We start from the raw sequence: 24350 nt of genomic DNA, 5'->3' as shown, positions 1-24350 counted from the left end.
GCCGATCCGGGTCAGCGGGGGGTGCCGAAGACCTGCGTCCAGTACGGGCCGTTGCTGCGGGCCACCCCGACACCGATCTCGGTGACGGAGCAGTTGAGGATGTTGGCGCGGTGCCCGGAGCTGTTCATCCAGGCGTCCATGACGGCGGCCGGGGTGGACTGGTTCCAGGCCACGTTCTCCCCGTACCCCCGCCAGGCGTAGCCGACCCGGGCCAGCCGGTCGCCGACGTTGCTGCCGTCGCTGCCGGTGTGCGACATCTTCCGGGTGGCGGCCTGGTCCTCGCTGTGCCGCTGGGCGGCGGTGGTCAGCTTGTCGTCGACGGTCAGCGCGCCGCAGCCGGCCTTGGCCCGTTCGGCGTTGACCAGAGCGACGATCTGCGCCTGCTCGGTGCCGCCGGTGACCGGGGCCGCGGCGGCGGTGGTGGCGGCCGTCGTGGCGCGGCGGGGCGCCGGCGCGGCGCTCCGCTCGGCGGCGCGGCGTGACGGCGCGGTGGCGCGGCTCGGCGCGGGGGTGGGTTTGGCGGTACGGCTCGGCGACGGGGTCGGCGTGGCCGTGGTGGGTGACGGGCCGGGGCTCGGTGACCCGCTCGGCAGCGGCTCGACGCCGGGCAGCGGTGGGGCCGGCGGCACGTCCCCGGTCGAGGTGGCCGTGCTGGTGACGCCGGTCTCGTCGCCGCCGGGCAGCAGCGCCGCGCCGACCCCCACGGCCACCACGAGGGTGGCCGTCGCCGCGGCGCCGGTGATCAGCAGCGGTCGGGGCAGCCGCCGACGGGAGCGGTGCCGCCCGTCACCGGGGGCCGCCGGTCGGGCGCCCCGTCCCGGCGTCTTCACCGCCGGCCCGGGGCCGGCCGGGGACCGGTGCGGGTGACCGTCGGTGAACGGCTGGTCGTAGCCGGCCCGGCCGCGGGGCCGACCATCGCCCGACCCGGTGAACGGCTGGTCGTACGGCTGGTGGTGGCCGGGGCGGGCGAAGGGCTGGTGGTGGCCGGGGCCGGTGACGGGCCGGGCGGGCGGACCGGGTGGCTGGTCCTCCGGGCGCCACTCGTCGGCGACCGGCTGGCGGTAGCGGTCGTGCGTCGCGCCGGCGTCGGTCCACCCGTCCGCCGGCTCCGCCGGGTCACCGAACAGGTACGTCGAGCGGGGCATCGGACGCCCGTTGTCCCAGTACGGCGGCTCGTCCGTCGGTGGCTCGGCGCGCCGGGCGGCGGGCTCGGGTTCGATCGGGTCGGTCCAGCCGTGCACTCCTGGCCTCCAGGTCGTCGGTTGCGGGCCGAGGTGACGCTACGTGGGCAGCGGACGGGGCAGCAATCCGGCTAAGGAAGAGTTAAGCCGAACCAGACTCGTGGTGTAACCGTTTCGGAACGGTACGCAGTTAGAGTGATGCATCCGGACACTGACTGTCCGTGCCTGTTCGGCAACCCGCTGAGCACACGCGGGTGGGCGCCTTGATGATCTATGACCTGCGTCAACTTGACGAACGGGGGGTTGGCGGCCCAATATATAGGTGTCGCCAGTCGCGCCCGGTCATGCCCGAATTTATCTTCGGGGTGGCAGCCGCGAAACAGTGGGCGCGCGTTGGCCGGCCTTTCCGGCAGCGCATATCAAGGAGTTTAGAATGGCGAAGGCCCTGTACGGCCACGTTGGCGCGGCGCCCGACCGGCGTCTGCTCGACGAGGTCACCCGGCTGCGTGCCAGGGTTCAGACTCTGGAGTTCGAGATCACGCGGCTGCGTGCCGAGAACGATCGGCTCGCGGCGGCAGCGGCGGAGGCGGACGACCTGCTCCGACTGGCCGAGCCCGCGCTGACCTGATCTCCAGGTCGCACCGAAAACCGCACCGCAGCAGCAAAGAAAACGCGCGCCGACACATTCTGTGCCGGCGCGCTGCTCTGTGTGCTCCTCTGTTCCGCCTGTCCCTCTCCCACCTCGGCGAATGAGGCGGGTCGCGTGCCCGGCTCCGCCCGGCGACGGGTTAGTCTGCGGACTGACCACGCTCGCGCGGCCCACCGGACGGCAGCCGACCAGGTGGCGTCACCCACGACGGCCGGGGTCGCCGGGCCGCGGCCTCCCAGGGCGGCCCGGTCGCGGGCCGGGTCACCGACGGCGGCCACGCCGTGGGCCGCCGTCCCGGCGGGCGAGCAGGGACGAGGATCGAGAAGGTGCATCTCAAGAGCCTGACGGTGAAGGGTTTCAAGTCCTTCGCCTCCGCCACCACGCTCAGGCTGGAGCCGGGCATCACCTGCGTGGTGGGGCCGAACGGCTCCGGCAAGTCCAACGTCGTCGACGCCATCGCCTGGGTGCTGGGTGAGCAGGGCGCGAAGGCGCTGCGCGGCGGCAAGATGGAGGACGTCATCTTCGCCGGCACGGCCGGCCGCGCCCCGCTCGGCCGGGCCGAGGTGACCCTGACCATCGACAACACCGATGGCGCGTTGCCGATCGAGTACACCGAGGTCTCCATCACCCGGCGGATGTTCCGCTCCGGCGAGAGCGAGTACGAGATCAACGGCGACACCTGCCGGCTGCTCGACATCCAGGAGCTGCTCTCCGACTCGGGCATCGGCCGGGAGATGCACATCATCGTCGGTCAGGGCCGGCTCGACGGCATGCTGCACGCCAAGCCGGAGGACCGCAGGTCGTTCATCGAGGAGGCGGCCGGCGTCCTGAAGCACCGCAAGCGCAAGGAGAAGGCGCTGCGGAAGCTCGACGCGATGCAGACCAATCTCAACCGTCTCACCGACCTCACCGCCGAGCTGCGCCGGCAGCTCAAGCCGCTGGGCCGGCAGGCCGAGGTGGCCCGGCGGGCCGCCGCCATCCAGGCCAACCTGCGCGACGCCCGGCTGCGGCTGCTCGCCGACGACCTGGCCACCCTGCGGACCACGCTGGACCGGGAGATCGCCGACGAGGCGGCCCTGCGGGAGCGGCGCGAGCAGGTGGAACAGGAGCACACCCAGGTGCAGGGGCGACTCGGTGAGCTGGAGGCGGCCCTGGCCGAGGACGCCCCGCAGCTCGCCGCCGCCCAGGACACCTGGTACCAGCTCTCCGCCCTCGCCGAGCGGTTCCGTTCCATCGAGCAGTTGGCCCGGGAACGGCTGCGTCACCTCAGCGCCACCGGGGACGACGAACGTCCCGGCCGGGACCCGGACCAGTTGGACGCCGAGGCCGAGCGGGTCCGTGAGCAGGAGGAGGAGCTGCGCGAGGCGCTCACCGACGACCAGGTCCGGCTCGCCGAGGCGGTGGAGCGCCGGCAGGAGCTGGAACGGCAGCTCGCCGCCGCGGAACGGGAGCTGGTGGCCGCCGCCAAGGCGATCGCCGACCGGCGGGAGGGGCTGGCCCGGCTCACCGGTCAGGTGAACTCCGCCCAGGCCCGCGCCACCAGCGCGGGCGAGGAGATCGACCGGCTGGCCGCCGCGCACGCCGACGCGTCCAGCCGGGCCGACCGGGCGCAGGCCGACCTGGACGCGGTGGCCGAACAGTCCACCGAGGCGGACCGGGACAACGTCGAGTTGGACGCCCGGCACGCCGAGGCGGTCGCCGTCCACGAGCGGACGCAGGCGGCCGTCCGCGCGTTGTCCGAGGCCGAGCGGGCCGCGGAGAAGGACGCCGCGACCTGGAAGGCCCGGGAGGAGGCGCTGGCCATCGGCCTGCGCCGCAAGGACGGCGCGGGCGCGCTGCTGGCCCGTGCTGGCGAGGTGCCCGGCGTGCTGGGCAGCCTGGCCGGGCTGCTCACCGTGGCCCCCGGCCACGAGGCGGCGCTGGCCGCCGCGCTCGGTGGCCTGGCCGACGCGGTGGCCGTCGCCGGCGTCGACGAGGCGGTCGAGGCGATGCGGCTGCTGAAGATCTCCGACGCCGGCCGGGCCGGGTTGCTGGTCGGCAGCCCCGCCGGGCCCGGCATGGACGGTCCCGCCGACGCGCTGCGCCCGAAGCTCCCCGACGGCGCCCGCTGGGCGCCCGACCTGGTCGAGTGCGCCGACCAGGTGCGCCCGGCGGTGCACCGGGCGCTGCGCGACGTGGTCTGTGTCGACGACCTCACCGCCGCCACCGAGGTCGTCACCACCAACCCGGAGCTGCGCGCGGTCACCCCGGACGGCGACGTGGTCGGCGCGTACGCGGCGGCCGGCGGCTCGGCCAAGGCGCCCAGCTTCATCGAGGTGCAGGCGGCCGTGGAGGAGGCCCGCTCGCACCGGCTCGCCGCCGAGCGCGCCAGCGCGGACCTGCGCGACCAGCTCGTGGCGGCGCGCGCCGAGGTGGCCGCCGCCAAGGAGGCGGCGCAGCACGCCGCCGCCGCCAAGCGGGAGGCGGAGAGCCACCGCAACGCCGCCGCCCGGCGGCTGGCCGAGCTCGGGGCCGCCGCCCGGTCCGCGCGGGGCGAGACCGACCGCCTCGGCGAGTCGCTGGCCCGGGCCCGGGCCGCCCGGGAACGGGACCTCGCCACCCTCGCCGAGCTGACGGAGCGGCTCCGGTCGGCGGAGGCCACCCCGATCGACGCGGAGCCGTCGACCGAGGAACGTGACCAGTTGGCCGCGATGGCGCCGCAGGCCCGGCAGAACGAGATGGAGGTGCGGCTCGCGGTGCGTACCGCCGAGGAGCGGGTCTCCTCGATCGCCGGCCGGGCCGACTCGCTGCGCCGGCAGGCCACCGCCGAGCGGGCCGCCCGGGAACGCGCGGCGGCCCGCCGGGCGGCGCGTACCCGGGGGGCGGCGATCGCCCGGGCGGTGGCCGGCGGCGCGCGGGCCGCGCTCGACCGGCTGACCGCCTCGATCGCGCAGGCCGCGCAGCGCCGGGACGCCGTGGCGGCCGAACGCGCCGCCCGGGAGGCCGAGTTGCAGGAGGTGCGCGGCGCGGCGAAGCGGTTCGGCGCGGAGCTGGAGCGGCTGACCAGCCAGGTGCACCGGGACGAGGTGGCCCGCGCCGAGCAGCGGCTGCGTATCGAGCAGTTGGAGCTGAAGGCCGCCGAGGACTTCGGCCTGGACGTGGCGGCGCTGATCGGCGAGTACGGCCCGGACCAGCCGGTGCCGCCCACCCAGGCGGACGTGGCGGCGGCCGAGCGGGACGGCACGCCGGTGCCCGGACCGGTCCGCTACGAACGCCCGGCGCAGGAGAAGCGGGCCGCCAAGGCGGAACGCGAGCTGGCCCTGCTCGGCAAGGTCAACCCGCTGGCGCTGGAGGAGTTCGCGGCGCTGGAGGAGCGGTACAAGTTCCTCTCCGAGCAGTTGGAGGACCTCAAGGCCACCCGGCGTGACCTGCTCACCGTGGTCAAGGACGTCGACGAGCGGATCCTGGAGGTCTTCGCCAGCGCGTTCGCCGACACCGCCCGGGAGTTCCAGCAGGTCTTCGAGGTGCTCTTCCCCGGTGGCGAGGGGCGGCTGGTGCTCACCGAGCCGGACGACCTGCTCACCACCGGCGTCGAGGTGGAGGCCCGGCCGCCGGGCAAGAAGATCAAGCGGCTCTCGCTGCTCTCCGGCGGGGAGCGGTCGCTGACCGCGGTGGCGATGCTGGTGGCGATCTTCCGGGCCCGGCCCAGCCCGTTCTACATCATGGACGAGGTCGAGGCGGCCCTGGACGACGTCAACCTGGGCCGGTTGATCACGTTGCTGGCCCAGTTGCGGGAGAAGAGCCAGCTCATCGTGATCACCCACCAGAAACGCACCATGGAGGTCGCCGACGCCCTCTACGGGGTGACCATGCGCAACGGCGTGACCCAGGTGATCAGTCAACGGCTCAACCGGACCGAGGAGAATCGATAGTGGCTCGGGAACGCGCGACGGCGCTCCTGGTGGATCTCGACGGCGTCCTGCGGCGCTTCGACCCGGCGGTCGCGGCCGGGGTGGAGCAGCGGCACGGGCTCACCCCGGGGGTGCTCACCGACATCGCCATGCACTGGGGGCGGCTCCAGCCGGTGCTGGTCGGCCAGGTCAGTCACGCCGACTGGATGACCAGCGTGGCGGACGCGCTGGCCGGTCCGGCCGGCGACGACCGGGAGCGGGCCCGGGCGGCGGTGGACGAGTGGCAGGCGTACCGCGGCGAGGTGGACCCGGACGTGCTCTCCCTGGTCCGCGAGGTGCGGGCCGCCGGGCTCCCGGTCGGCCTGGCCACCAACGCCACCGACCTGCTCGACGCGGACCTGGCCGCGCTGGGCCTCACCGACGAGTTGGACGTGGTGGTCAACTCCTCCGTCGTCGGCGTGCACAAGCCGTCGAAGGAGTACTTCCGGGCGGCCTGCCGGGCGCTGCGTACCCCGCCGGACCGGGTGCTCTTCGTCGACGACGACGACCGCATGGTCAGTGGGGCCCGGGTGGCCGGGCTGCCGGCGTACCGGTGGAGCGGGCCGGAGGGGCTGCGCTACGTGCGCGCCGCGCTGGCGTACTGACGCGGACCACGCCGCGCCCACCCCGACGGTACGGCTCAGCCCCCGGCGGCGCTGGTCGCGCTGGCCGTGGCGGCGGCCGGCCGGCCGGTCGGTGGGGCGGTCAGCCGTTGGCGCGCCACCGGACGCAGCCGCCCGTCGCTGGTGGTGCCCTCGATGGTCACCTCGGCGGCCCGGCCCCGGTGCAGCAGGATGCCCACCGCGTTGCCGAAGTACGGCCCGTCCAGCTTCTTCCAGCGCACCGTCGGACGGCGCACCCCCGCCGAGCGGGCCAGCGCCCGGACCGCCGCCGCCGGCCCCGGTGACCAGCCGAGCCGCATCAGCGGACGCATCCCGGCCGGCACCTGGTTGTGGATCGGCGAGCAGGTCAACTGGTGCACCGGGGTCGTCACGTCGGCCCCGAGGCGGGCCCGCGCGACGTACGAGTGGTGCACGTCCCCGCCGAGCACGCTGATCGAGGCCGGTGGCGCGTACGCCGGGCCGGCTCCGACCCGGTCGCCGGGCTGGCCGGGCGACCCGGCGCCGATCCGGGCGAACAGCGCCCCGAGCGCGTCGAAGGACCGCTGGAAGGCGGCCCAGTGCTCCAGGTCGAGCGCCCGGCGCAGCTTCTCCGAGACGCCGGCCACCCAGGGGCGGCGGGATCCGGCGAGCTTCTCGTTCCACGCCTCGACGTGGTGGATGCCCGGCGGCAGCAGCCAGGGCAGCGACGAGCCGACGACCAGGTGGTCGTAGACGCCGTGGGCCTGGTCGACGAACCACGACCACTCGCCGGCCGGCAGCATGGCCCGCCGCGCCGGCTCCAGCACCCGGCTGCACCGGTTGTCCAGCATGACCAGCCGGGTGCGGCCGATGTCCAGCGCGTAGCTCCACTGGTACTGCGCCGCCCGCCAGCGTTCGGTGTCGTGCGTCAGGTCGGACTCCTGGTCGACCCGGCGGCCGAACTCCCGCAGCACCGCGGTGGCGTCGTCGGCGGCGGTGACCTGGGCGTAGACCGGGTCGGCGGCGATCTCGTCGGGGGAGAGGTTGCCCAGGTGCTGGTAGACCCAGTACGAGGCGAGCCCGCTGCCGATCCGCTCCGCCCACCAGGGCTGCTCGCGCATGTCGGACCGCCAGGCGGCGGAGGTGTTCCAGTCGTCGATGATCTCGTGGTCGTCGAAGATCATCACGCTCGGCACGGTGGCCAGCAGCCAGCGGATCTCCGGGTCCCGCCAGGACTCCAGGTAGAGCTTGGTGTACTCGTCGAAGCTCACCACCTGGTCGGCCGGCGCGCCCGCCGGCCGTCGCCGACGCCGGCGCAGCAGCCGACGCACGGTCGGCGAGGTCTGGTCGGCGTACACCTGGTCGCCGAGGAGCACCAGCAGGTCGGGACGCTCTGCCGAAGCCGGGTCGGCCATCAGCCGTCGGGCGTACGCGTCCAGGGCGTCCGGCGGGAGCTTGCGGGTGGTGGAGTGCTGGGTGGTCTCCCGGCAGGAGCCGAAGACCAGGCGCACCTGCTGGTCGAGATCGTCGGCCGCCCGGGTCCGGATCATGGACGGCGGGTACGGGTCGCCCGGCTCCGGCCAGGCCACCTCGTCGTCGACCAGCACCTCGTACGTGGTGGTGGAGTCCGGGGTCAGGCCCTCCACCACCACCAGCGCGTAGTGGTGGCCGTACGCGCTGAAGGTGGGCGCGCTGCCGGCTGCCCCGTCGGCGGCGCGGACCCGGACCACCGCGGGGGCGCTGGTCTCCACCCAGACGGTGGCCCGCGTGCCGACGACCCGTCGTAGCAACGGCCCGATGAGCAGGCGTGGGCTGGGCATGACGGCACCTCCGAGACGAGAGCGGCTCACCATTTCTACCCTGTCGACGCCACCGGCACCCACGGTCACCGGCGCGTCGTCGCAGCTCGGGCCGGGATCAGGCGCGGTGGCTGAGCCGACCACGGCGGCATCTGACAGGATTTCGGCATGGCGGATTACCTCGTGGTCGCTCTGGTTCTGCTCGGTGTGCTGCTGCTGTCGGTGGTCGGGCTCGTGGCGCCCAGGCTGCGGCGACGGCCGGCGCCCCCGCAACCGTCGGCGCCCACCCGGGTCGAGGAGCGGCCGACCGCCCCACCGACCCGGGAGCCGGCCCCGGTGGTGGTCGAGCCGCCGGTGGTGGAGGCCCCGCCGCTGGAGGTGCCCGAGCCGACCGCCGGGCGGCTGGTCCGGCTGCGTTCCCGGCTGTCCCGCTCGCAGAACTCCCTCGGCAGGGGGCTGCTCGGCCTGCTCAGCCGCGATCACCTCGACGAGGACGCCTGGGAGGAGATCGAGGACAGCCTGATCACCGCCGACGTCGGCGTCGACGCCACCCGGGAGATCGTCGACCGGCTCCGGGAGCGGACCCGGGTGCTGGGCACCCGCAGCGCCACCGAGCTGCGCGCCCTGCTCGCCGCCGAGCTGGTCAACGCGCTCGACCCGACGCTGGACCGCTCGCTGCGCACCGCGCCGAAGGAGGGCGCTCCGGCGGTGCTGCTGGTCGTCGGGGTCAACGGCGCGGGCAAGACCACCACCTGCGGCAAGATCGCCCGGGTGCTGGTCGCGGACGGCCGCAGCGTGCTGCTCGGCGCGGCCGACACGTTCCGGGCCGCCGCCGCTGACCAGTTGGAGACCTGGGGCGGCCGGGTCGGCGCGGAGACCGTCCGCGGGCCGGAGGGCGCCGACCCGGCCAGCGTGGCGTTCGACGCGGTCAAGCGCGGCATCGCCACCGGCGTGGACACCGTCCTGATCGACACCGCCGGCCGCCTGCAGAACAAGATCGGCCTGATGGACGAGCTGGGCAAGGTCAAGCGGGTGGTGGAGAAGCACGGCCCGATCGACGAGACCCTGCTGATCCTGGACGCCACCACCGGCCAGAACGGCCTGGAGCAGGCCCGGGTCTTCACCGAGGTGGTGAACGTCACCGGCGTGGCGCTCACCAAGCTCGACGGCACCGCCAAGGGCGGCATCGTCATCGCCGTCCAGCGCAGGCTCGGCATCCCGGTCAAGCTGGTCGGGCTGGGCGAGGGCAAGGACGACCTGGCGCCCTTCGAGCCGACCCAGTTCGTCGACGCGCTGCTCGGCGTCGAGCCGCTCGCCCGGGACGCGTAGCCTCGGGTGAGCAGTGACGACCGTGTCCACGCGGGGTGGCGTGAGCAGCCCCAGCCGCCACCGGGCCCCGGGAGACCGCAGGTGACCGCAGAGGAGATCCCGCTGCACGGCGGGAACGTCAGCACCGTCGTCCGGGTCGGCGACACCGTCCGGCGCAACGCCGGGCCGTGGACGCCGTCGGTGCACGCCCTGCTCCGGCACCTGGAGTACGTCGGCTTCACCGGCGCGCCCCGCGCCTACGGGATGGACGAGCGCAACCGGGAGATCCTGTCGTACATGGAGGGGGAGTGCGGGGAGTATCCGCTCGCCCCGCACTGGGTCACCGACGAGGCGCTGGTGACCGTGGCGACCATGCTGCGGATGTACCACGACGCCCAGTACGGTTTCGTGCCGCCGCCGGGCGCGGTCTGGCGCTCGTTCGGGCCGCCGCCGCCGGACACCGAGGTGATCTGCCACCACGACGCCGCCCCGCACAACGTGATCTGGCGACCGGACGGCACCCTCGGGCTGATCGACTTCGACCTGGCCTCGCCGGGCGCGCGGATCTACGACGTGGCGTACGCGGCCTGGACCTGGGTGCCGGTCTTCTCCGACCGGGACTCCTACACCCTCGGCTGGAAGCGGCCGGACCGGCCGCGCCGGCTGCGGTTGTTCGCCGACGCGTACGGGCTGATCCCGCGGGACCGGCACCGGCTGATCCGCACCATCCGCAAGCGGATCGTGGACCACGTCGAGGGCATCCGCCGGATGGCCGCCGCCGGTGACCCGGCGTTCGTCCGGATCGTGCACAAGGGGCACCTCCGGCGGCCGATGCGCGATCTGCGCCTGCTCGACTACGAACGGCACACCCTCGAGTGGGCCCTGCGGTAAGTGCGCGTTTCTTCACACGTCTGAAACAACTCGTGACCGACCGGAAACCAGGGCGGGACCGAAGGCGAAACAGCCGGGGCGGAACCTTTCGCGCAACCGGCGTACGGGCGACGCTGCCCCGGAAGCCGTGAAGGAGGGACCCCACCTTTAGGAGGCCAGCGTGCCTGAAGCACCGACGATCGATACCGGCAACACCGCGTGGTTGCTGATATCGAGCGCGATCGTGCTGCTCATGACGCCGGGTCTGGCGCTGTTCTACGGCGGCCTGAACCGGTCCAAGGGCGTACTCAACATGATCATGATGAGCTTCTCCGCGATGGGGCTCATCAGCATTCTGTGGTTGTTCTACGGCTTCAGCATCGCCTTCGGCGAAGATAAGGCCAGCCTGATCGGCGACGTCGGTCAGTACCTCGGCACCAAGACGTTCATGGCCGAGACCGACCTGTGGGGCGAGACCGGCATCCCGCTCTACGTCTTCATGGCGTTCCAGATGATGTTCGCGATCATCACCGTGGCGCTGATCAGCGGCGCGATCTCGGACCGGGCCAAGTTCTCCGGCTGGCTGATCTTCGCGGCGGCCTGGGCGACCCTGGTCTACTTCCCGGTCGCGCACTGGGTGTGGGGCGGCGGCTTCATCGGCGCCAAGCTCGGCGCGCTGGACTTCGCCGGCGGCACGGCGGTGCACATCAACGCCGGCGCCGCGGCCCTGGCCCTGGTGCTGGTGCTCGGCAAGCGGCTCGGCTGGCCCCGCGAGGCCATGAAGCCGCACAACGTGCCGATGGTCGCCCTGGGCACCGGTCTGCTGTGGTTCGGCTGGTTCGGGTTCAACGCCGGCTCCGAGCTGACCGCCGACGCGACCACCGCCATCGCGTTCCTCAACACCCAGGTCGCCACCGCCGCCGCCGTGCTCGGCTGGCTCGTGGTGGAGAAGATCCGCGACGGCAGGCCCACCCTGGTCGGCGCGTCCTCCGGGGCCATCGCCGGTCTGGTCGCGATCACCCCGGCCTGCGCCTTCGTCGCCCCCTGGGCGGCCGTCCTGCTCGGCCTGGTCGCCGGCGTGGTCTGCGCCCTCGCGGTCGGCCTGAAGTACAAGCTCGGCTACGACGACTCGCTCGACGTGGTCGGCGTGCACTTCGTCGGCGGCTGGATCGGCTGCCTCTGGATCGGCCTGTTCGGCACCACCTCGGTCAGCTCGCTGGTCGCCGACGAGGGCCTGTTCTACGGCGGCGGCGTCACCCAGCTCGGCGTGCAGGCGCTCAGCGCCCTGATCGTCACGGTCTACTCCTTCGCGGTCGCCTTCGTCCTCGGCTTCGTCATCGAGAAGACCATCGGCTTCCGGATCACGAAGGAGGCCGAGGTCGACGGGATCGACATCACCGAGCACGCGGAGAGCGGCTACGACCTGTCGCCGTCCACCGGCAGCTCCGGCGGCGCGTTCGCGATGGCGGGCATCGGGGCCCCCAGCGCGCCCGCGGCGTCGGAACCCACCACTCCGGTAAGCGAAAAGGTCGCCGGTTAACTTCTCTAGCCATGGAAGGGTTGGACATGAAGCTGGTGACCGCGGTCATCAAGCCGTACCAACTGGACGCGGTCAAGGAGGCCCTGCACGCCCTCGGCGTGGCCGGCCTGACCGTCAGCGAGGTCCAGGGTTACGGTCGTCAGAAGGGGCACACCGAGGTCTACCGGGGTGCCGAGTACACCGTCGAGTTCCTGCCCAAGATCCGGGTCGAGGTGCTCACCGACGAGATCGACGTCGAGAAGGTCGTGGACGCCATCGTCGGCGCCGCCCGGACCGGCAAGATCGGTGACGGCAAGGTCTGGGTGACCGCCGTCGACGAGGTGGTCCGGGTCCGTACCGGCGAGCGCGGCCTCGACGCCCTCTGATCCGCCACGTCCGCCATGACCCCGTCGACCACGGAACACGCGCCCGGTGACCCCGGTCCCGGCGCTGACCCCCCGGTCGACGGGGTCGACGGCGTGGGGGAGGCGGCCCGCCGCGACCGCGCCGACCGGTACGACCGCTGGCTGGCCACCCTGCTGCCGCCGACCCCCGGCGTGGCGCTGGTCGCCGTCGGCGGGCTCGGCCGCCGGCAGTGCGCGCCCCACGGCGACCTCGACCTGGTGCTCGTGCACACCGGCGTGCCCGGCATCGACGCGCTGGCCGCCGCCGTCTGGTATCCCGTCTGGGACGCCCGGCTCCGGCTGGACCACTCGGTGCGCACCGTCGGCGAGGCGCTGTCGGTCGCCCTGGACGACGTCAAGGTCTCCCTGGGGCTGCTCGACGCCCGGCACGTGGCCGGTGACCGGCAGGTCGCCGACGAGTTGACCCGCGCCGCCGCCGACCAGTGGCGACGCACCGCCGTCCGGCAGCTCCCCGGGCTGCGGGAGACCACCGAGAGCCGCTGGCAGGCGCACGGCGAGCTGGCCTTCCTGCTGGAGGGCGACCTCAAGGAGGCCGCCGGCGGGCTGCGTGACCTGGGCATCCTGCGGGCCATCGCGACCGCCGGGCTCACCGACGCGCTGCGCCCCGCCGTGCGGGCCGCGCACCTGCGCCTGCTGGACACCCGCGACGCCCTGCACCAGCAGGTCGGCCGCCGGGTCGACCGGCTGCTCGCCCAGGAACGCGAGGGGGTCGCCCGGCTGCTCGGCCTCGACGGCGGGGACGCCCTGCTGCGCCGGGTCGCCGGGGACGCCCGTACCGTCAGTCACGCTCTCGACGACGCCTGGCGGGCCGCCGACCGGCTGCGCAGCCGTCGCCGGGCCGGCGCCGACCGTCCGGTCCGCCGTCCGGTCGCCCGGGACGTCGTCGAGCACGACGGCGAGCTGGTGCTGGCGCGGACCGCGATCGGGGCCCGCCCCGACCCGGCGCTGTCGCTGCGGGTGGCCGCCGCCGCGGCCACCACCCGACTGCCGATCGCCCGGGCCACCTGCGAGTGGCTCGCCGCGTACTGCCCGCCGCTGCCGTCGCCCTGGCCGCCGGAGGCCCGCGCCGCCCTGGTCACCCTCCTCGGGGCCGGTCCCGGCCTGATCGCCGCCTGGGAGACCTGCGACCGGTACGGGCTGGTCGACGCCTGGCTGCCCGAGTGGCCCCGGCTGCGCAGCCGCCCGCAGCACAACCCGGTGCACCGGTGGACCGTCGACCGGCACCTGGTCCAGGCGGCGGCCGAGGCCAGCCGGTACGCCCGCGAGGTGGACCGCCCCGACCTGCTGCTGCTGGGCGCGTTCCTGCACGACGTCGGCAAGGGCCTGCCGGCCGAGGAGCCCGACGGCCCGGCCGACCACAGCACGCTCGGCGCGCCGATCGCGGAGGCGGTGGTGACCCGGATCGGCCTGCCGCCCGCCGAGGCCGCGCTGATCGGCACGCTGGTCCGGCTGCACCTGCTCCTGCCCGACGTGGCCACCCGACGGGACCTCTCCGACCCGGTCACCATCACCCGGGTCGCCGGGGCGGTCGGCGACCCGGCCACCCTCGACCTGCTGCACGCCCTGGTCCGGGCGGACGCGGCGGCCACCGGCCCGGCCGCCTGGTCGGACTGGAAGGGCCGGCTCGTCGCCGAGCTGGTCACCCGGGTCCGGACGGCACTGGACACCGGCGTGCTGCCCGCGCCCCCGGTCCCCGATCCGGCGCTGCTGGCCGAGCCGCTGCCGGTGGTCCACCTGGCCGGCGACCTGGTGGCGGTGGCCGCCGCGGACCGGCGGGGCCTGCTCGCCACGGTGGCCGGCTGCCTGGCCCTGCACCGGCTGGAGGTGCTCAGCGCGGACGCCTCCACCCACGACGGTCGGGCCCTGGTGGAGTGCCGGGTGCAGCCCCGCTACGGGCTGGCCGCCGACCCGGTGGCGCTCGCCGCCGACCTGCGCCGCGCGCTGGCCGGCGACGTGTCGGTCACCCAGCGGCTGCGCGGGCGGGCGCTGGCGGCCCGGACGGCCGGCGCGGCCCCCCGGGTGGTGTGGCACCGGGACGCGGCCACCGACGCGGTGGTGCTGGAGCTGCGCGCCGCTGACGCCACCGGCCTGCTGTACCGGGTGACGAGCGCGCTGGACGCGGCCGGCGCCCAGGTCCGCGCCGCCCGGATCGCCACCCTCGGCGGCGACGTGGTGGACGCCTTCTACCTGGTCGGCGGCTGGCCGTCCGACGACGAGCGGGCCCGGATCGACGCCGCCGTCCTCGCCGCCGTGTAGGCGCGGGGAAGGTCGCTGGGGGACGCCGGGCGGCGGCGGGGTGGCTGGCGTGGCGCACGGCGATGGGTGGCGGGCTACCCTAGCGGTGGCTGGACACCTCCGTCCGGTCGCCGTTCGTGCTCGCCGGGACACTGACAATCGGGATGTTCGCGTGTTTGACACCTTGAGTGACCGCCTCTCCGGGATCTTCACCAAGCTCCGCGGCAAGGGGCGCCTCACCGACGCCGACATCGACGCCACCGCGCGTGAGATCCGCCTCGCGCTGCTGGAGGCGGACGTCGCGCTGCCGGTCGTCAAGGGCTTCATCGCCAACGTCAAGGAGCGGGCGCGCGGCTCGGAGGTGTCGCAGGCGCTCAACCCGGCCCAGCAGATCATCAAGATCGTCAACGAGGAGCTGATCGCCGTCCTCGGTGGCGAGGGGCGTCGGCTCCAGTTCGCCAAGCAGCCGCCGACCGTGATCATGCTGGCCGGCCTTCAGGGCTCCGGCAAGACCACCCTCGCCGGCAAGCTGGCCCGCTGGCTCAAGGCCCAGGGGCACCAGCCGCTGCTGGTCGCCGCCGACCTCCAGCGGCCCAACGCCGTCGGGCAGCTCCAGGTGCTCGGTGGTCGGGCCGGCGTCGAGGTGTACGCCCCGGAGCCCGGCAACGGCGCCGGTGACCCGGTGCAGGTGGCGCGCGCCTCCATCGAGCACGCCCGGCGGGCCGCCCGGGACGTCGTCATCGTCGACACCGCCGGTCGGCTGGGCATCGACGCCGAGATGATGCGGCAGGCCGCCGACATCCGCGACGCGGTCCAGCCGGACGAGGTCGTCTTCGTCATCGACGCGATGGTCGGCCAGGACGCGGTCCGCACCGCCGAGGCGTTCCGGGACGGCGTCGGCATCACCGGCGTGGTGCTGTCGAAGCTCGACGGCGACGCCCGGGGCGGCGCGGCGCTGAGCGTCCGCGAGGTCACCGGTCAGCCGATCCTGTTCGCCTCCACCGGCGAGAAGCTGGAGGACTTCGACGTCTTCCACCCCGACCGGATGGCCAGCCGGATCCTCGGCATGGGCGACGTCCTCACCCTGATCGAGCAGGCCGAGCAGGCCTTCGACACCGATCAGAAGGAGAAGATGACCGCCAAGCTGATGGGCGGTGAGTCCTTCACCCTGGAGGACTTCCTCGATCAGCTCATCGCGGTCCGGCGGATGGGTCCGATCGCCAACGTGCTGGCCATGATGCCCGGCATGGGGCAGATGAAGGACCAGCTCGCCGAGCTGGACGACAAGCACTTCGACCGGGTCACCGCGATCATCAGGTCGATGACCCCGACCGAGCGCAGCAACCCGAAGATCATCAACGGCTCCCGGCGGGCGCGCATCGCCAACGGCTCCGGGGTCACCGTGATGGACGTCAACCAACTGCTCAACCGGTTCGCCGACGCGCAGAAGATGATGAAGCAGATGGGCGGCATGATGGGCCTGCCCGGCGGTGGCCGGCGCAAGGCGACCAAGAGCCCGAAGAACAAGCGCAAGGGCACCAAGGGCGGCAACCGGCCGCGTACCGGGGCGGGCGCCGGGATGGCCGGCGGGTTCCCGAGCGGGATGCCGCAGCTCCCGCCGGGGCTGGACCCGAACGACCTGGCCGGCGGCCAGGGCCTGCCCCCGGGCTTCAAGCTGCCGAAGATCGACTTCAACAAGCTGGGCAAGGGCGACGGCAAGCAGAAGTGACCGTACGTGTCGCTGGCGTAGGGTGATCGGATGAACTCTTACGGTGATGGGGTCCCCTGGAAGGAGAACCCCATGACTGCGGCGCCGATCCTGCCCGAGCGCACGGAGTGGACGGTCGACGACCTCGACGACCTGCCGAAGGACCTTCCGTACGAGTTGGTCGACGGAAGGCTGATCGTGCCGTTTCACCCTGACCGAGTTCGTGCTGAGCCCGAAGGGGGGCTACGAGCCGAGCGTCGAGACCGACGGTCTCGTCACGATCGACCGGCCCTGGAAAACGACCATGGACCTGCCGTCGTGGAGCAGGCGGCGGCGGGCGGTGCTGGAGCGCGGGGCCTGAGGCGGGTACGACGTGGGGCCCGGCCGTGACGGCCGGGCCCCACGCTGCCGCTCAGGTCAGCCGAGGTCCGGGCGGTTGGTCACCCGGAGCGCGTTGACGATCGGCACGCCGAACCCCTTGTGCGTGACGAACCGGATGTTCAGGCTCCCGTCGGTCACCTGGACGGTGTACGTCCGGTTGAGCGCGGCGAAGTTGCCCACCTCACCGGCGACGTCCAGCGACGGCAGCACCTCCTGGCCCTCCAGCAGCACGTCGAAGACCCGGGTGTCGGGCCGCTGGATCCGCACCTCGGCGAAGTCCAGCTCCACCGTGTAGTGGCCGTCGGCGAGCCCGTCCACCCGGTACTCGTACATGCCTTCCCGCAGGTCGGCGAAGCGGGCCGGGTCGTTCGTGCCGGTGATGGCCCGCGCCGTGCTCTGGCGGGTGGAGGCCCCGAGGTAGCCGGCCCCACCGGCGCTGTACGCCCGGTCGGGAGACCAGGTCTGCCCCTCGACGTCGGTGCGGCCGGCGTTGGCGCCGGCGTCGACCGCCAGCGTCCAGCTCGGCACCACCAGGGTGACCGGCACCACGAGCACCGGCTTGCGCCCGCTGGGTGAGGTGATCTGCACCTTGGCCTGGTGGTAGCTGCCCGGGGCCAGGCCCGCGGTGCGGATGCCCAGGCCGACGGTGTGCCGCGCGCCCGGCGCGACCGTGGCGCTGCCGCCGGTGAGCTCCAGCCAGCCGATGTCGGCCGGGAAGCCGTCCGCGTCCAGCTCGGTCACCACGACCTCGGCGTCGAGCGTGCCGGTGTTGCTGAGGGTGATCGACCGGCTGCGGGTCTGCGCGGCCGGCGCGGTGACGGTCAGGCTGGCCGCCGAGGCGGTGATCCGGGCGGTGCGCAGCGCCGCCGACCGCACCTCGGAGGCGCCGGCCGTCAGCGTGGCCGTGGCGGTGGCGGTCTCGTAGTTCGCGCTGGCCAGGCTCACCTGGGCGGCGCCGGCCGGGGCCTGGACGAGATAGCGCCCGGAGGCGTCCGAGGTGTCGGTGACCGACGTGTCGCCGACCCGGGTGGTGACCGTGGCACCGGCCACCGGCAGGCCGTCGTTGGCGTCGGTGACCACGCCGGAGAGCACCCCGGTGCGGGTGGTGCGGAACGCGATGGCGGCGCCGTCGGCGACCGCGGCGGTGTTGAACGAGTACAGGAACCCTTCGGTGCCGGCCTCGTTCTCCAGACCGATGGTGGCCCCGGTGCCGGTCTGCGGGCCGCCGCCGTCGACGTCCTTGTACCGGAAGACCACCGAGCCGTCCTCGCTGATCGCCGCGCTGAACGTCAGCCGCTGGGTGCGGTCGGCGTAGAGCGAGACGTTGCGCCACTCCACCAGGAACGTCCGGCGCGGGGCGCTGCCGAAGGCCGTCGTGTAGACCGCCGAGTCGGTCTCCACGTACAGGTCGTCCCAGAACGGGAAGAGCGCCAGGTTGGGGGTGCCGGTGGTCGGGATGGTGGTGTTCAGCCGGTTGGTGGTGGCCACGCCGAAGCCCAGCACGCCGTTGCTGCTCACCCAGGCCTCGCGGTACGACTTGCCGTACAGCGGCACCCGGAACGGCAGGGTCACCGGCACGGTCTTGTCGTCCCCGGTGATGTCCAGTTGCTGGACGCCGGGCACGAACGTGCCGTCGGCCGCGCCGCAGGCGTAACCGAAGGCGTCCACCCGGTCCGGCAGCACGACGTCCTGGACCTCGTCGGTCTGCACGGTGGTCGGCCGGGTGACCCCGTCCGCGCACCGGTAGGCGTGCTCGTAGCGGACGTCGTACTTGCCCTGCGGCACGGTGACCCGGTAGCGGCCCTGCGCGTCGGCGGTGGCGGTGACCGGGGTGTTCAGCACGGTGACCGTGGCCCCGGCGGCCGGGCCGGCGGAGGTGGACACCGTGCCGGTCAGGGTGGCCGAGGCGGCCTGCTCGACGGCCACGTCGGCGGTGGTCGTCTGGTCCTCGGTGACGGTGAACTGCCCGGTGGCGGTGAGGTAGCCGAACTTGGTGACCGTCACCGTGTAGTCGCCGACCATCAGCCGTTCGAAGCCGTACGAGCCGTCGGCGGCGGTGGTCGTGGTCCGGGTCGTCGGGCCGGCCACGGCGACCGAGGCCCCGGCCAGCGGCTGGCCGGCGGAGGTGACCGCGCCGGCCACCGCGCCGAGCGCGCCGCGCGGGGTGGCCTCCACCGCCGCGTACGCGTCGAGCCGCCCCTCACCGAAGACGTTGTTCTTCTCCACGGTGCCGCCGCAGGTGAGCGCGTTCACGTCGATGGCGGTGTCGTCGAGGATGGCCCGGGTGGCGGCGACGTCCCCGTGGATGGCGGGGGAGGCCGACCACATCAACGCCACGGTGGCGGCGGTGTGCGGCGAGGCCATTGAGGTGCCGCTGAACGAGCCGTACCCGGTCCGGACCGACGAGCGGACGTTCGCGCCGGGGGCGGCGATGTTCGGCTTGATCTCGCCGTTCTCGCCGGTGCCCCGGCTGGAGAAGCTGGCGATGGCGTTGTTCACGTCGAACGCGCCGGAGCTGTAGCTGATCGAGTACATGCCGGGGCTGCCGGAGGTGTTGCAGTTCGGCCCGCTGTTGCCGTTGGAGAACGCCGGGAAGATGCCGGCGGCCACCCAGGCCGAGACGGTCTCGGCGTACCACGGGTCGTAGGTGGTGTTGCCCCACGAGTTGTTGATCACGTCCGGGGCCAGGTCCGGCCGGGGGTTCGCGCCGGCGCTGTCGGTCGGCGCGACCATCCACTGGCCGGCGGCCAGCAGCGTGTCCCGGGCGCAGGAGCTGGACGCGCAGCCCTTGGCCGCGATCCAGGTCGCGCCGGGGGCGACGCCGACGACGTTCTCGCCGTCCAGGCCGACCATGCTGCCCATGGTGTGGCTGCCGTGGTCGTTGTTGTCGCAGGGCGCGTCGCCGGCGCACGAGCCGGTGGGGTCGAACCAGTTGTAGGCGTGGTCGTAGCTGCCGTCGGCCTGGCGGCCCCGGTAGCTGGCGTTGAGCGCCGGGTGCAGGTAGTTGACGCCGGTGTCGATGCCGGCGACCACGATGCCCTCGCCCCGGACGCCCAGCCCGTTCCAGACCTGCGGGGCGTTGATCCGGTCGATGTTCCACTCGACGCCGTCCACGGTCGGGACGGTGTCGGCGGCGATCGGCTCCGGCAGGGCCACCGGCTCGTCGGCGACCACCTCGCGGACGTCGCCGCGGGTGGCGATCTCGCCGAGCAGCGCGGCGTCACCGGTCACCTTGATCGTGTTGACCAGCCAGAACGGGGTGAAGTCGGCGCCCCGGGCGGTCAGCAGCGCGCGGAGCCCGGCCTGGCTGCGGTCGGCGTGCGCGGTCTTGGCCCGGAGCACGGCGGCGGCCTTGTCCGCCTTGGCGCGCAGCCGGGCGGTGGCGGTCAGGTCCGCCTGGCTGTCCAGGAAGACCCAGAACGCCGACTTGCCGGTGGCGGAGATCCGGTTGGTGACCCTCTTGTCGACCTTGGCGGCCACGGCCCGCGCGGTCGCGGCGGCCTCCGGGTCCGGCGCGGCCACGGCGGGGTTGCCGACGAGGCCGACGGGGAGGGTGAGGCCGACCGCGAGGCCGGCCACGGCCAGACGCCATCTTCGTGGTGACACGGTTTCGACGCTCCTTCGTGAGGCGAGGCTGGGCTCCCGGCCGGGCCGGACCCATCGGAGCATCGTGCGGCCCGACGATCCCACAGATCAAGACAGGTATAAATAAAGAAATTCGTCAATCGACCGTTCGTGTGGCTCTCTGTGTTCAATTCGTTACCGCCGTGTCACATCGACCCGCCCGCCCGGAGCGCGCCGGCACGGGCGGGAAGAATGGCCCCACCAGCCCGACCGACCCAGACGGAGGACGAATGGCCTGGCACGTACGCGGCGTGCTGCTCCCCGACGACGAGGAACGCGACCTGTGGCTGATCGGGGACCGGGTGACCTTCGAGCCGGTCCCCGGCGCGGAGACCATCGCCGACCGCGGGTTCGTCCTGCCCGGCCTGGTCGACGCGCACTGCCACCTGGGCATCGCCCGGGGCGGCGCGCCGGTCGGCTCCCTGGCGCAGGCCCGGGAACTGGCCGCCGTCGACCGGGACGCCGGCGTGCTCACCATCCGCGACGCCGGCTCGCCGTACCCGTACCCGGAGCTCGACGACGACCCGGACGTGCCGCGACTGGTCCGCGCCGGCCGGCACATCGCCCCGCCGCGCCGCTACCTGCGCGACATCGGCGTGGAGGTGCCCGCCGCGGAGGTCGTCGCGACGGTGGCCGCGCAGGCCCGCGCCGGCAACGGCTGGGTCAAGCTGGTCGGCGACTGGATCGACCGGGGCGTCGGGGACCTCGCGCCGGCGTGGGACGCGGCCACCATGACCGCCGCCGTCGAGGCCGCGCACGCCGCCGGGGTACGCGCCGCCGTGCACACCTTCTCCGAGGAGGCGGTGGAGATCATGGTGCGGGCCGGGGTGGACTCGGTCGAGCACGGCACCGGCCTGAGCCTCGACCTGGTCGACGAGATGGCCCGCCGGGGCACCGCGCTGATCCCCACGATGATCAACATTCGGACCTTCGGGCAGATCGCCGACCAGGCCCGGGCCAAGTTCCCCGGGTACGCCGACCACATGCTCGCCCTGCGCGACGGCTTCCCCGAGGTGGTCCGCGCCGCGTACCAGGCGGGGGTGCCGATCTACGTCGGCACCGACGCGGGCGGTGGCATCGATCACGGCCTCGCCGCCGAGGAGATGCTGCTGCTGCACGAGCGGGCCGGCATGTCCGCCGAGGACGTGCTGGCCGCCGCCTCCTGGCGGGCCCGCGCCTGGCTCGGCTTCCCCGCCCTCACCGAAGGCGCCCTCGCCGACCTCACCATCTACCCCGAGGACCCCCGGCGGGACCTGCGCGTGGTGCGCGCCCCCACCCACGTCGTCCTCAAGGGCCGCCCCCTGCGGACGCGATGACCGCCGGCCCGGGCCGCCCGCGGCGCGGCGGTCAACCCCGCCAGCGGGCCATCAGCACGGTGGCGTCGTCGGTCAGGTGGTTGTCCTGGTGGTCGAGGATGGCGTGCACCAGCCGGCGGATCGTCTCCGGGGCCGGCAGACCGTCGGCGAGCGCCCGCAGGGTGAAGTCCACCAACTGGTCGAGCCCGAAGGGCCGGCCGTCGGCCGAACGCGCGTCGACGATGCCGTCGGTGTAGAGCAGCACGTTGTCGCCGGGCTCCAACTGCTCCTCGACCACCCGGGGCGGTTGCAGGTCACCCAGCGTCATCGGCAGCGCGGTCGGGGTCGGCAGCACCCGGATCACCCGGCCGTCCCGCAGCACCAGACCGCCCGGGTGACCGGCCGAGATGACCCGGAGCAGCCCGGTCCGCTGGTCCAGCTCGGCCAGCACCGCGGTGATCATGCCGGCCCGGTCGTGGGACCGCACCGCGTCGTCGATGTGGTGGTACGTCCCGGTCAGCGACAACCCCGACCGGCGCGCGTTGCGGTACGCGGCCAGGGCGATCGAGGCGAGCACCGCCGCCCGGAGGCCGCCCTGCGAGCCGTGCCCGACCGCGTCGAACAGGACCAGGTGGGCGGTGTCCCCGTTGACCGCGTAGTCGAAGGCGTCACCGCCCACGTCGTAGCAGGGCTCCAGCAGCCCGCTGATCACCAGGCGGTCGGTGGCGAAGGTCATCGGCGGCAACTGGGCCCGCAGCAGCTCCGCCGGGAGCTGCATCGGCGCGCGTCGCCGGACCAGCTCCAACGTGTCGCCGTAGAGGGAGCGGGTGACGACCAGCTCGGCCAGCAGCGTGGCGAGGTCGACCAGGTCGTCCCGGTCCGCCGCGTCGAACGGCCCGACGCCGACCACCTCGACGACGCCGAGCCGTTCGACGCCGTCGAGCAGGGGCATCCACAGCGAGACGCCGTCCGGGCCGGGCACCTCGTGGACGGTCAGGGCGGTGAACGCCCGCCCGGCCATCGTGCCGGCGATCGGCACCGGCGGGCGGGGCGGGGTGAGCGGACCGGTCAGCGGCATCAACCACCGCTGCTGGTGGTCGACGCGGTAGAGCAGCACGGCGCTGGCGTCCAGCAGCGGGGCCACCCGCATGGCCAGGTCCGGCAGGTCCACCGCGCGGGCGTGGTGCGACGCGCGCAGCAGTTGGCGCAGCGCCTGGAGCAGATCCACCACGGTTCCCCTCGCGTCCTGTCACCCGGGCGCCCCGGATGACAGCGGACGACGGGTGGCGGCCTGATGCCCCGCCCACCGCCGAGTTCCCCCATGATGGCAGAGCCGGGGATCGGTGGCGGCGTCCCGGGGGCGGGCGCATAGGATGTCCGGTCATGGCACGCGTGCTCACTCCCCGTGCGGAGGACTTCCCCCGCTGGTACCAGGACCTGATCGCCAAGGCGAAGCTCGCCGACAACGGGCCGGTGCGGGGCACCATGGTCATCCGACCGGCCGGCTACGCCATCTGGGAACGGATGCAGGCCGAGATGGACGCCCGGATCAAGGACGCCGGGGCGGAGAACGCGTACTTCCCGCTGTTCATCCCGGAGAGCTACCTCAAGCGGGAGGCCGAGCACGTCGAGGGCTTCTCGCCCGAGCTGGCGGTGGTCACCCACGGTGGCGGCAAGCAGCTCGCCGAGCCGATCGTGGTGCGGCCGACCAGCGAGACGGTGATCGGCGAGTTCATGGCCAAGTGGGTCGACTCGTACCGGGACCTCCCGCTGCTGCTCAACCAGTGGGCCAACGTGGTCCGCTGGGAGCTGCGCCCCCGGATCTTCCTGCGCACCAGCGAGTTCCTCTGGCAGGAGGGGCACACCGCGCACGCCACCCGGGACGACGCCCGCGCGTACGCCCGCCGGATCCTGCACGAGGCGTACGAGGACCTGATGGTCAACGTGCTCGCCATCCCGGTGCAGGTGGGGCTGAAGACCGCCCGGGAGCGGTTCGCCGGGGCGACCGCCACCTACACCTGCGAAGGCATGATGGGCGACGGCAAGGCGCTCCAACTGGGCACCAGCCACGAGCTGGGGCAGAACTTCGCCAGGGCGTTCGACATCACCTACTCCTCCGCCGAGGGCGGCCGGGAACACGCCTGGACGACCTCCTGGGGCACCTCCACCCGGATGCTGGGCGGCCTGATCATGTGCCACGGCGACGACAACGGCCTGCGTGTCCCACCGCGGCTCGCGCCCGTCCAGGCGTACGTGATGGTGGTCAAGGACGGCCCCGGCGTCGTCGAGGCGGCGGCCAAGCTGCGCGACGGCCTGCGCGAGGCCGGCGTCCGGGTGGCGCTCGACGACCGGGTCGACACGCCGTTCGGTCGCCGGGCCGTCGACGCCGAGCTGCGCGGCCACCCGGTACGCGTCGAGGTCGGCCCCCGTGACCTGGCCGCCGGCAACGCGGTGGTGGTCCGGCGCACCGACGGCTCGAAGACCCCGACGCCGGTGGACGAGGTGGTCGGCGCGGTACGCGCCGCCCTGGCGGCCGACCAGCAGGCGCTGCTCGACGAGGCGCGCGCCCACCGGGCGGCCCGCACGGTCGAGGTGGGCACGCTCGCCGAGGCGATCGAGGCCGCCGCCACCGGCTGGGCCCGGGTGCCGTGGTCGGCTGTGGGCGTCGCCGGGGAGACCGAGGCCAACGGCCAGGGCGTGACCGTGCGCTGCCTGGTCCGCGCGGACGGCTCCGTCCCGGACTCCGAGGACGAGCCCGACCTGGTCGCCGTGCTCGCCCGCGCCTACTGAGCCGCGGCGTAATGCAAGGAAGGGCGCCTTCCGGACGTCTCGTGCGTAGGACGGGG

General features: G+C 73.8%; 16 protein-coding genes. 12 read left to right on the top strand and 4 right to left on the bottom strand.

The genetic code is table 11. From position 1 onward, the window contains the following. Positions 1-11: 11 nt before the first annotated feature. Positions 12-1241: a CAP domain-containing protein gene (locus O7606_RS11695; RefSeq protein ID WP_281599088.1), complete on the bottom strand. Its 1230-nt coding sequence runs from the start codon at positions 1239-1241 to the stop codon at positions 12-14. A gap of 373 nt (positions 1242-1614) precedes the next feature. Between O7606_RS11695 and O7606_RS11690 the strand changes: the two genes are divergently transcribed. The 3 genes from O7606_RS11690 to O7606_RS11680 all read left to right on the top strand — a co-directional run bounded on the left by O7606_RS11690 (position 1615) and on the right by O7606_RS11680 (position 6364). After that, positions 1615-1809 (top strand): hypothetical protein, encoded by a 195-nt coding sequence (locus O7606_RS11690; RefSeq protein ID WP_281599086.1) that lies wholly within the window; start codon positions 1615-1617, stop codon positions 1807-1809. A gap of 347 nt (positions 1810-2156) precedes the next feature. Further along, positions 2157-5741, top strand: coding sequence for a chromosome segregation protein SMC (gene smc, locus O7606_RS11685; protein ID WP_281599084.1), 3585 nt, complete (start codon positions 2157-2159; stop codon positions 5739-5741). Further along, positions 5741-6364 carry an HAD-IA family hydrolase gene (locus tag O7606_RS11680; RefSeq protein ID WP_281599083.1) on the top strand — a complete coding sequence of 208 codons (624 nt, stop codon included), beginning with the start codon at positions 5741-5743 and terminating at the stop codon, positions 6362-6364. The genes smc and O7606_RS11680 overlap by 1 nt, the downstream gene beginning before the upstream one ends. Positions 6365-6399: 35 nt before the next feature. Here O7606_RS11680 and O7606_RS11675 read toward each other — a convergent pair whose 3' ends face one another. Then, positions 6400-8160: an alkaline phosphatase D family protein gene (locus O7606_RS11675; protein ID WP_281599082.1), complete on the bottom strand. Its 1761-nt coding sequence runs from the start codon at positions 8158-8160 to the stop codon at positions 6400-6402. 147 nt (positions 8161-8307) lie between these two features. Here O7606_RS11675 and ftsY point away from each other — a divergent pair, with 147 nt between their 5' ends. The 7 genes from ftsY (at position 8308) to O7606_RS11640 (ending at position 16565) form a co-directional block, all read left to right on the top strand. Then, positions 8308-9468, top strand: coding sequence for a signal recognition particle-docking protein FtsY (ftsY, locus tag O7606_RS11670; RefSeq protein ID WP_281599081.1), 1161 nt, complete (start codon positions 8308-8310; stop codon positions 9466-9468). A 6-nt stretch (positions 9469-9474) separates the two neighbouring features. Continuing rightward, positions 9475-10338 carry an aminoglycoside phosphotransferase family protein gene (locus O7606_RS11665; protein ID WP_281599079.1) on the top strand — a complete coding sequence of 288 codons (864 nt, stop codon included), beginning with the start codon at positions 9475-9477 and terminating at the stop codon, positions 10336-10338. 160 nt (positions 10339-10498) lie between these two features. Then, entirely contained in the window at positions 10499-11857 is a 1359-nt protein-coding gene (locus tag O7606_RS11660) for an ammonium transporter (RefSeq protein WP_281599078.1), read from the top strand. A gap of 26 nt (positions 11858-11883) precedes the next feature. Next, positions 11884-12222, top strand: coding sequence for a P-II family nitrogen regulator (locus O7606_RS11655; protein WP_281599076.1), 339 nt, complete (start codon positions 11884-11886; stop codon positions 12220-12222). Positions 12223-12237: 15 nt separating this feature from the next. Further along, positions 12238-14517 (top strand): [protein-PII] uridylyltransferase, encoded by a 2280-nt coding sequence (locus tag O7606_RS11650; RefSeq protein WP_281599075.1) that lies wholly within the window; start codon positions 12238-12240, stop codon positions 14515-14517. A 151-nt stretch (positions 14518-14668) separates the two neighbouring features. Continuing rightward, entirely contained in the window at positions 14669-16225 is a 1557-nt protein-coding gene (gene ffh, locus O7606_RS11645; RefSeq protein ID WP_281599074.1) for a signal recognition particle protein, read from the top strand. Positions 16226-16427: 202 nt separating this feature from the next. Then, complete coding sequence (locus O7606_RS11640) at positions 16428-16565, top strand: hypothetical protein (protein WP_281599073.1); 138 nt, start codon at positions 16428-16430, stop codon at positions 16563-16565. A gap of 56 nt (positions 16566-16621) precedes the next feature. Here the strand turns inward: O7606_RS11640 and O7606_RS11635 are convergent, their stop codons facing one another. Beyond that, on the bottom strand, positions 16622-20191 hold the full coding sequence (locus O7606_RS11635; RefSeq protein ID WP_281599071.1) for a S8 family serine peptidase: 3570 nt from the start codon (positions 20189-20191) through the stop codon (positions 16622-16624). A 248-nt stretch (positions 20192-20439) separates the two neighbouring features. Between O7606_RS11635 and O7606_RS11630 the strand changes: the two genes are divergently transcribed. Continuing rightward, positions 20440-21525, top strand: a complete 1086-nt coding sequence (locus O7606_RS11630) for an amidohydrolase family protein (RefSeq protein ID WP_281599070.1) — start codon at positions 20440-20442, stop codon at positions 21523-21525. A gap of 31 nt (positions 21526-21556) precedes the next feature. Here the strand turns inward: O7606_RS11630 and O7606_RS11625 are convergent, their stop codons facing one another. After that, the gene (locus O7606_RS11625) at positions 21557-22732 is read right to left on the bottom strand and encodes a PP2C family protein-serine/threonine phosphatase (protein ID WP_281599069.1); all 1176 of its coding nucleotides are present in this window, start codon (positions 22730-22732) and stop codon (positions 21557-21559) included. A gap of 155 nt (positions 22733-22887) precedes the next feature. Here O7606_RS11625 and proS point away from each other — a divergent pair, with 155 nt between their 5' ends. After that, positions 22888-24294 (top strand): proline--tRNA ligase, encoded by a 1407-nt coding sequence (proS, locus tag O7606_RS11620; protein ID WP_281599068.1) that lies wholly within the window; start codon positions 22888-22890, stop codon positions 24292-24294. The last annotated feature ends 56 nt before the right edge of the window (positions 24295-24350 follow it).

The organism is Micromonospora sp. WMMD882 (assembly GCF_027497255.1).
Lineage (GTDB): Bacteria > Actinomycetota > Actinomycetes > Mycobacteriales > Micromonosporaceae > Micromonospora.
This window is presented reverse-complemented; position numbering and strand designations above follow the sequence as displayed.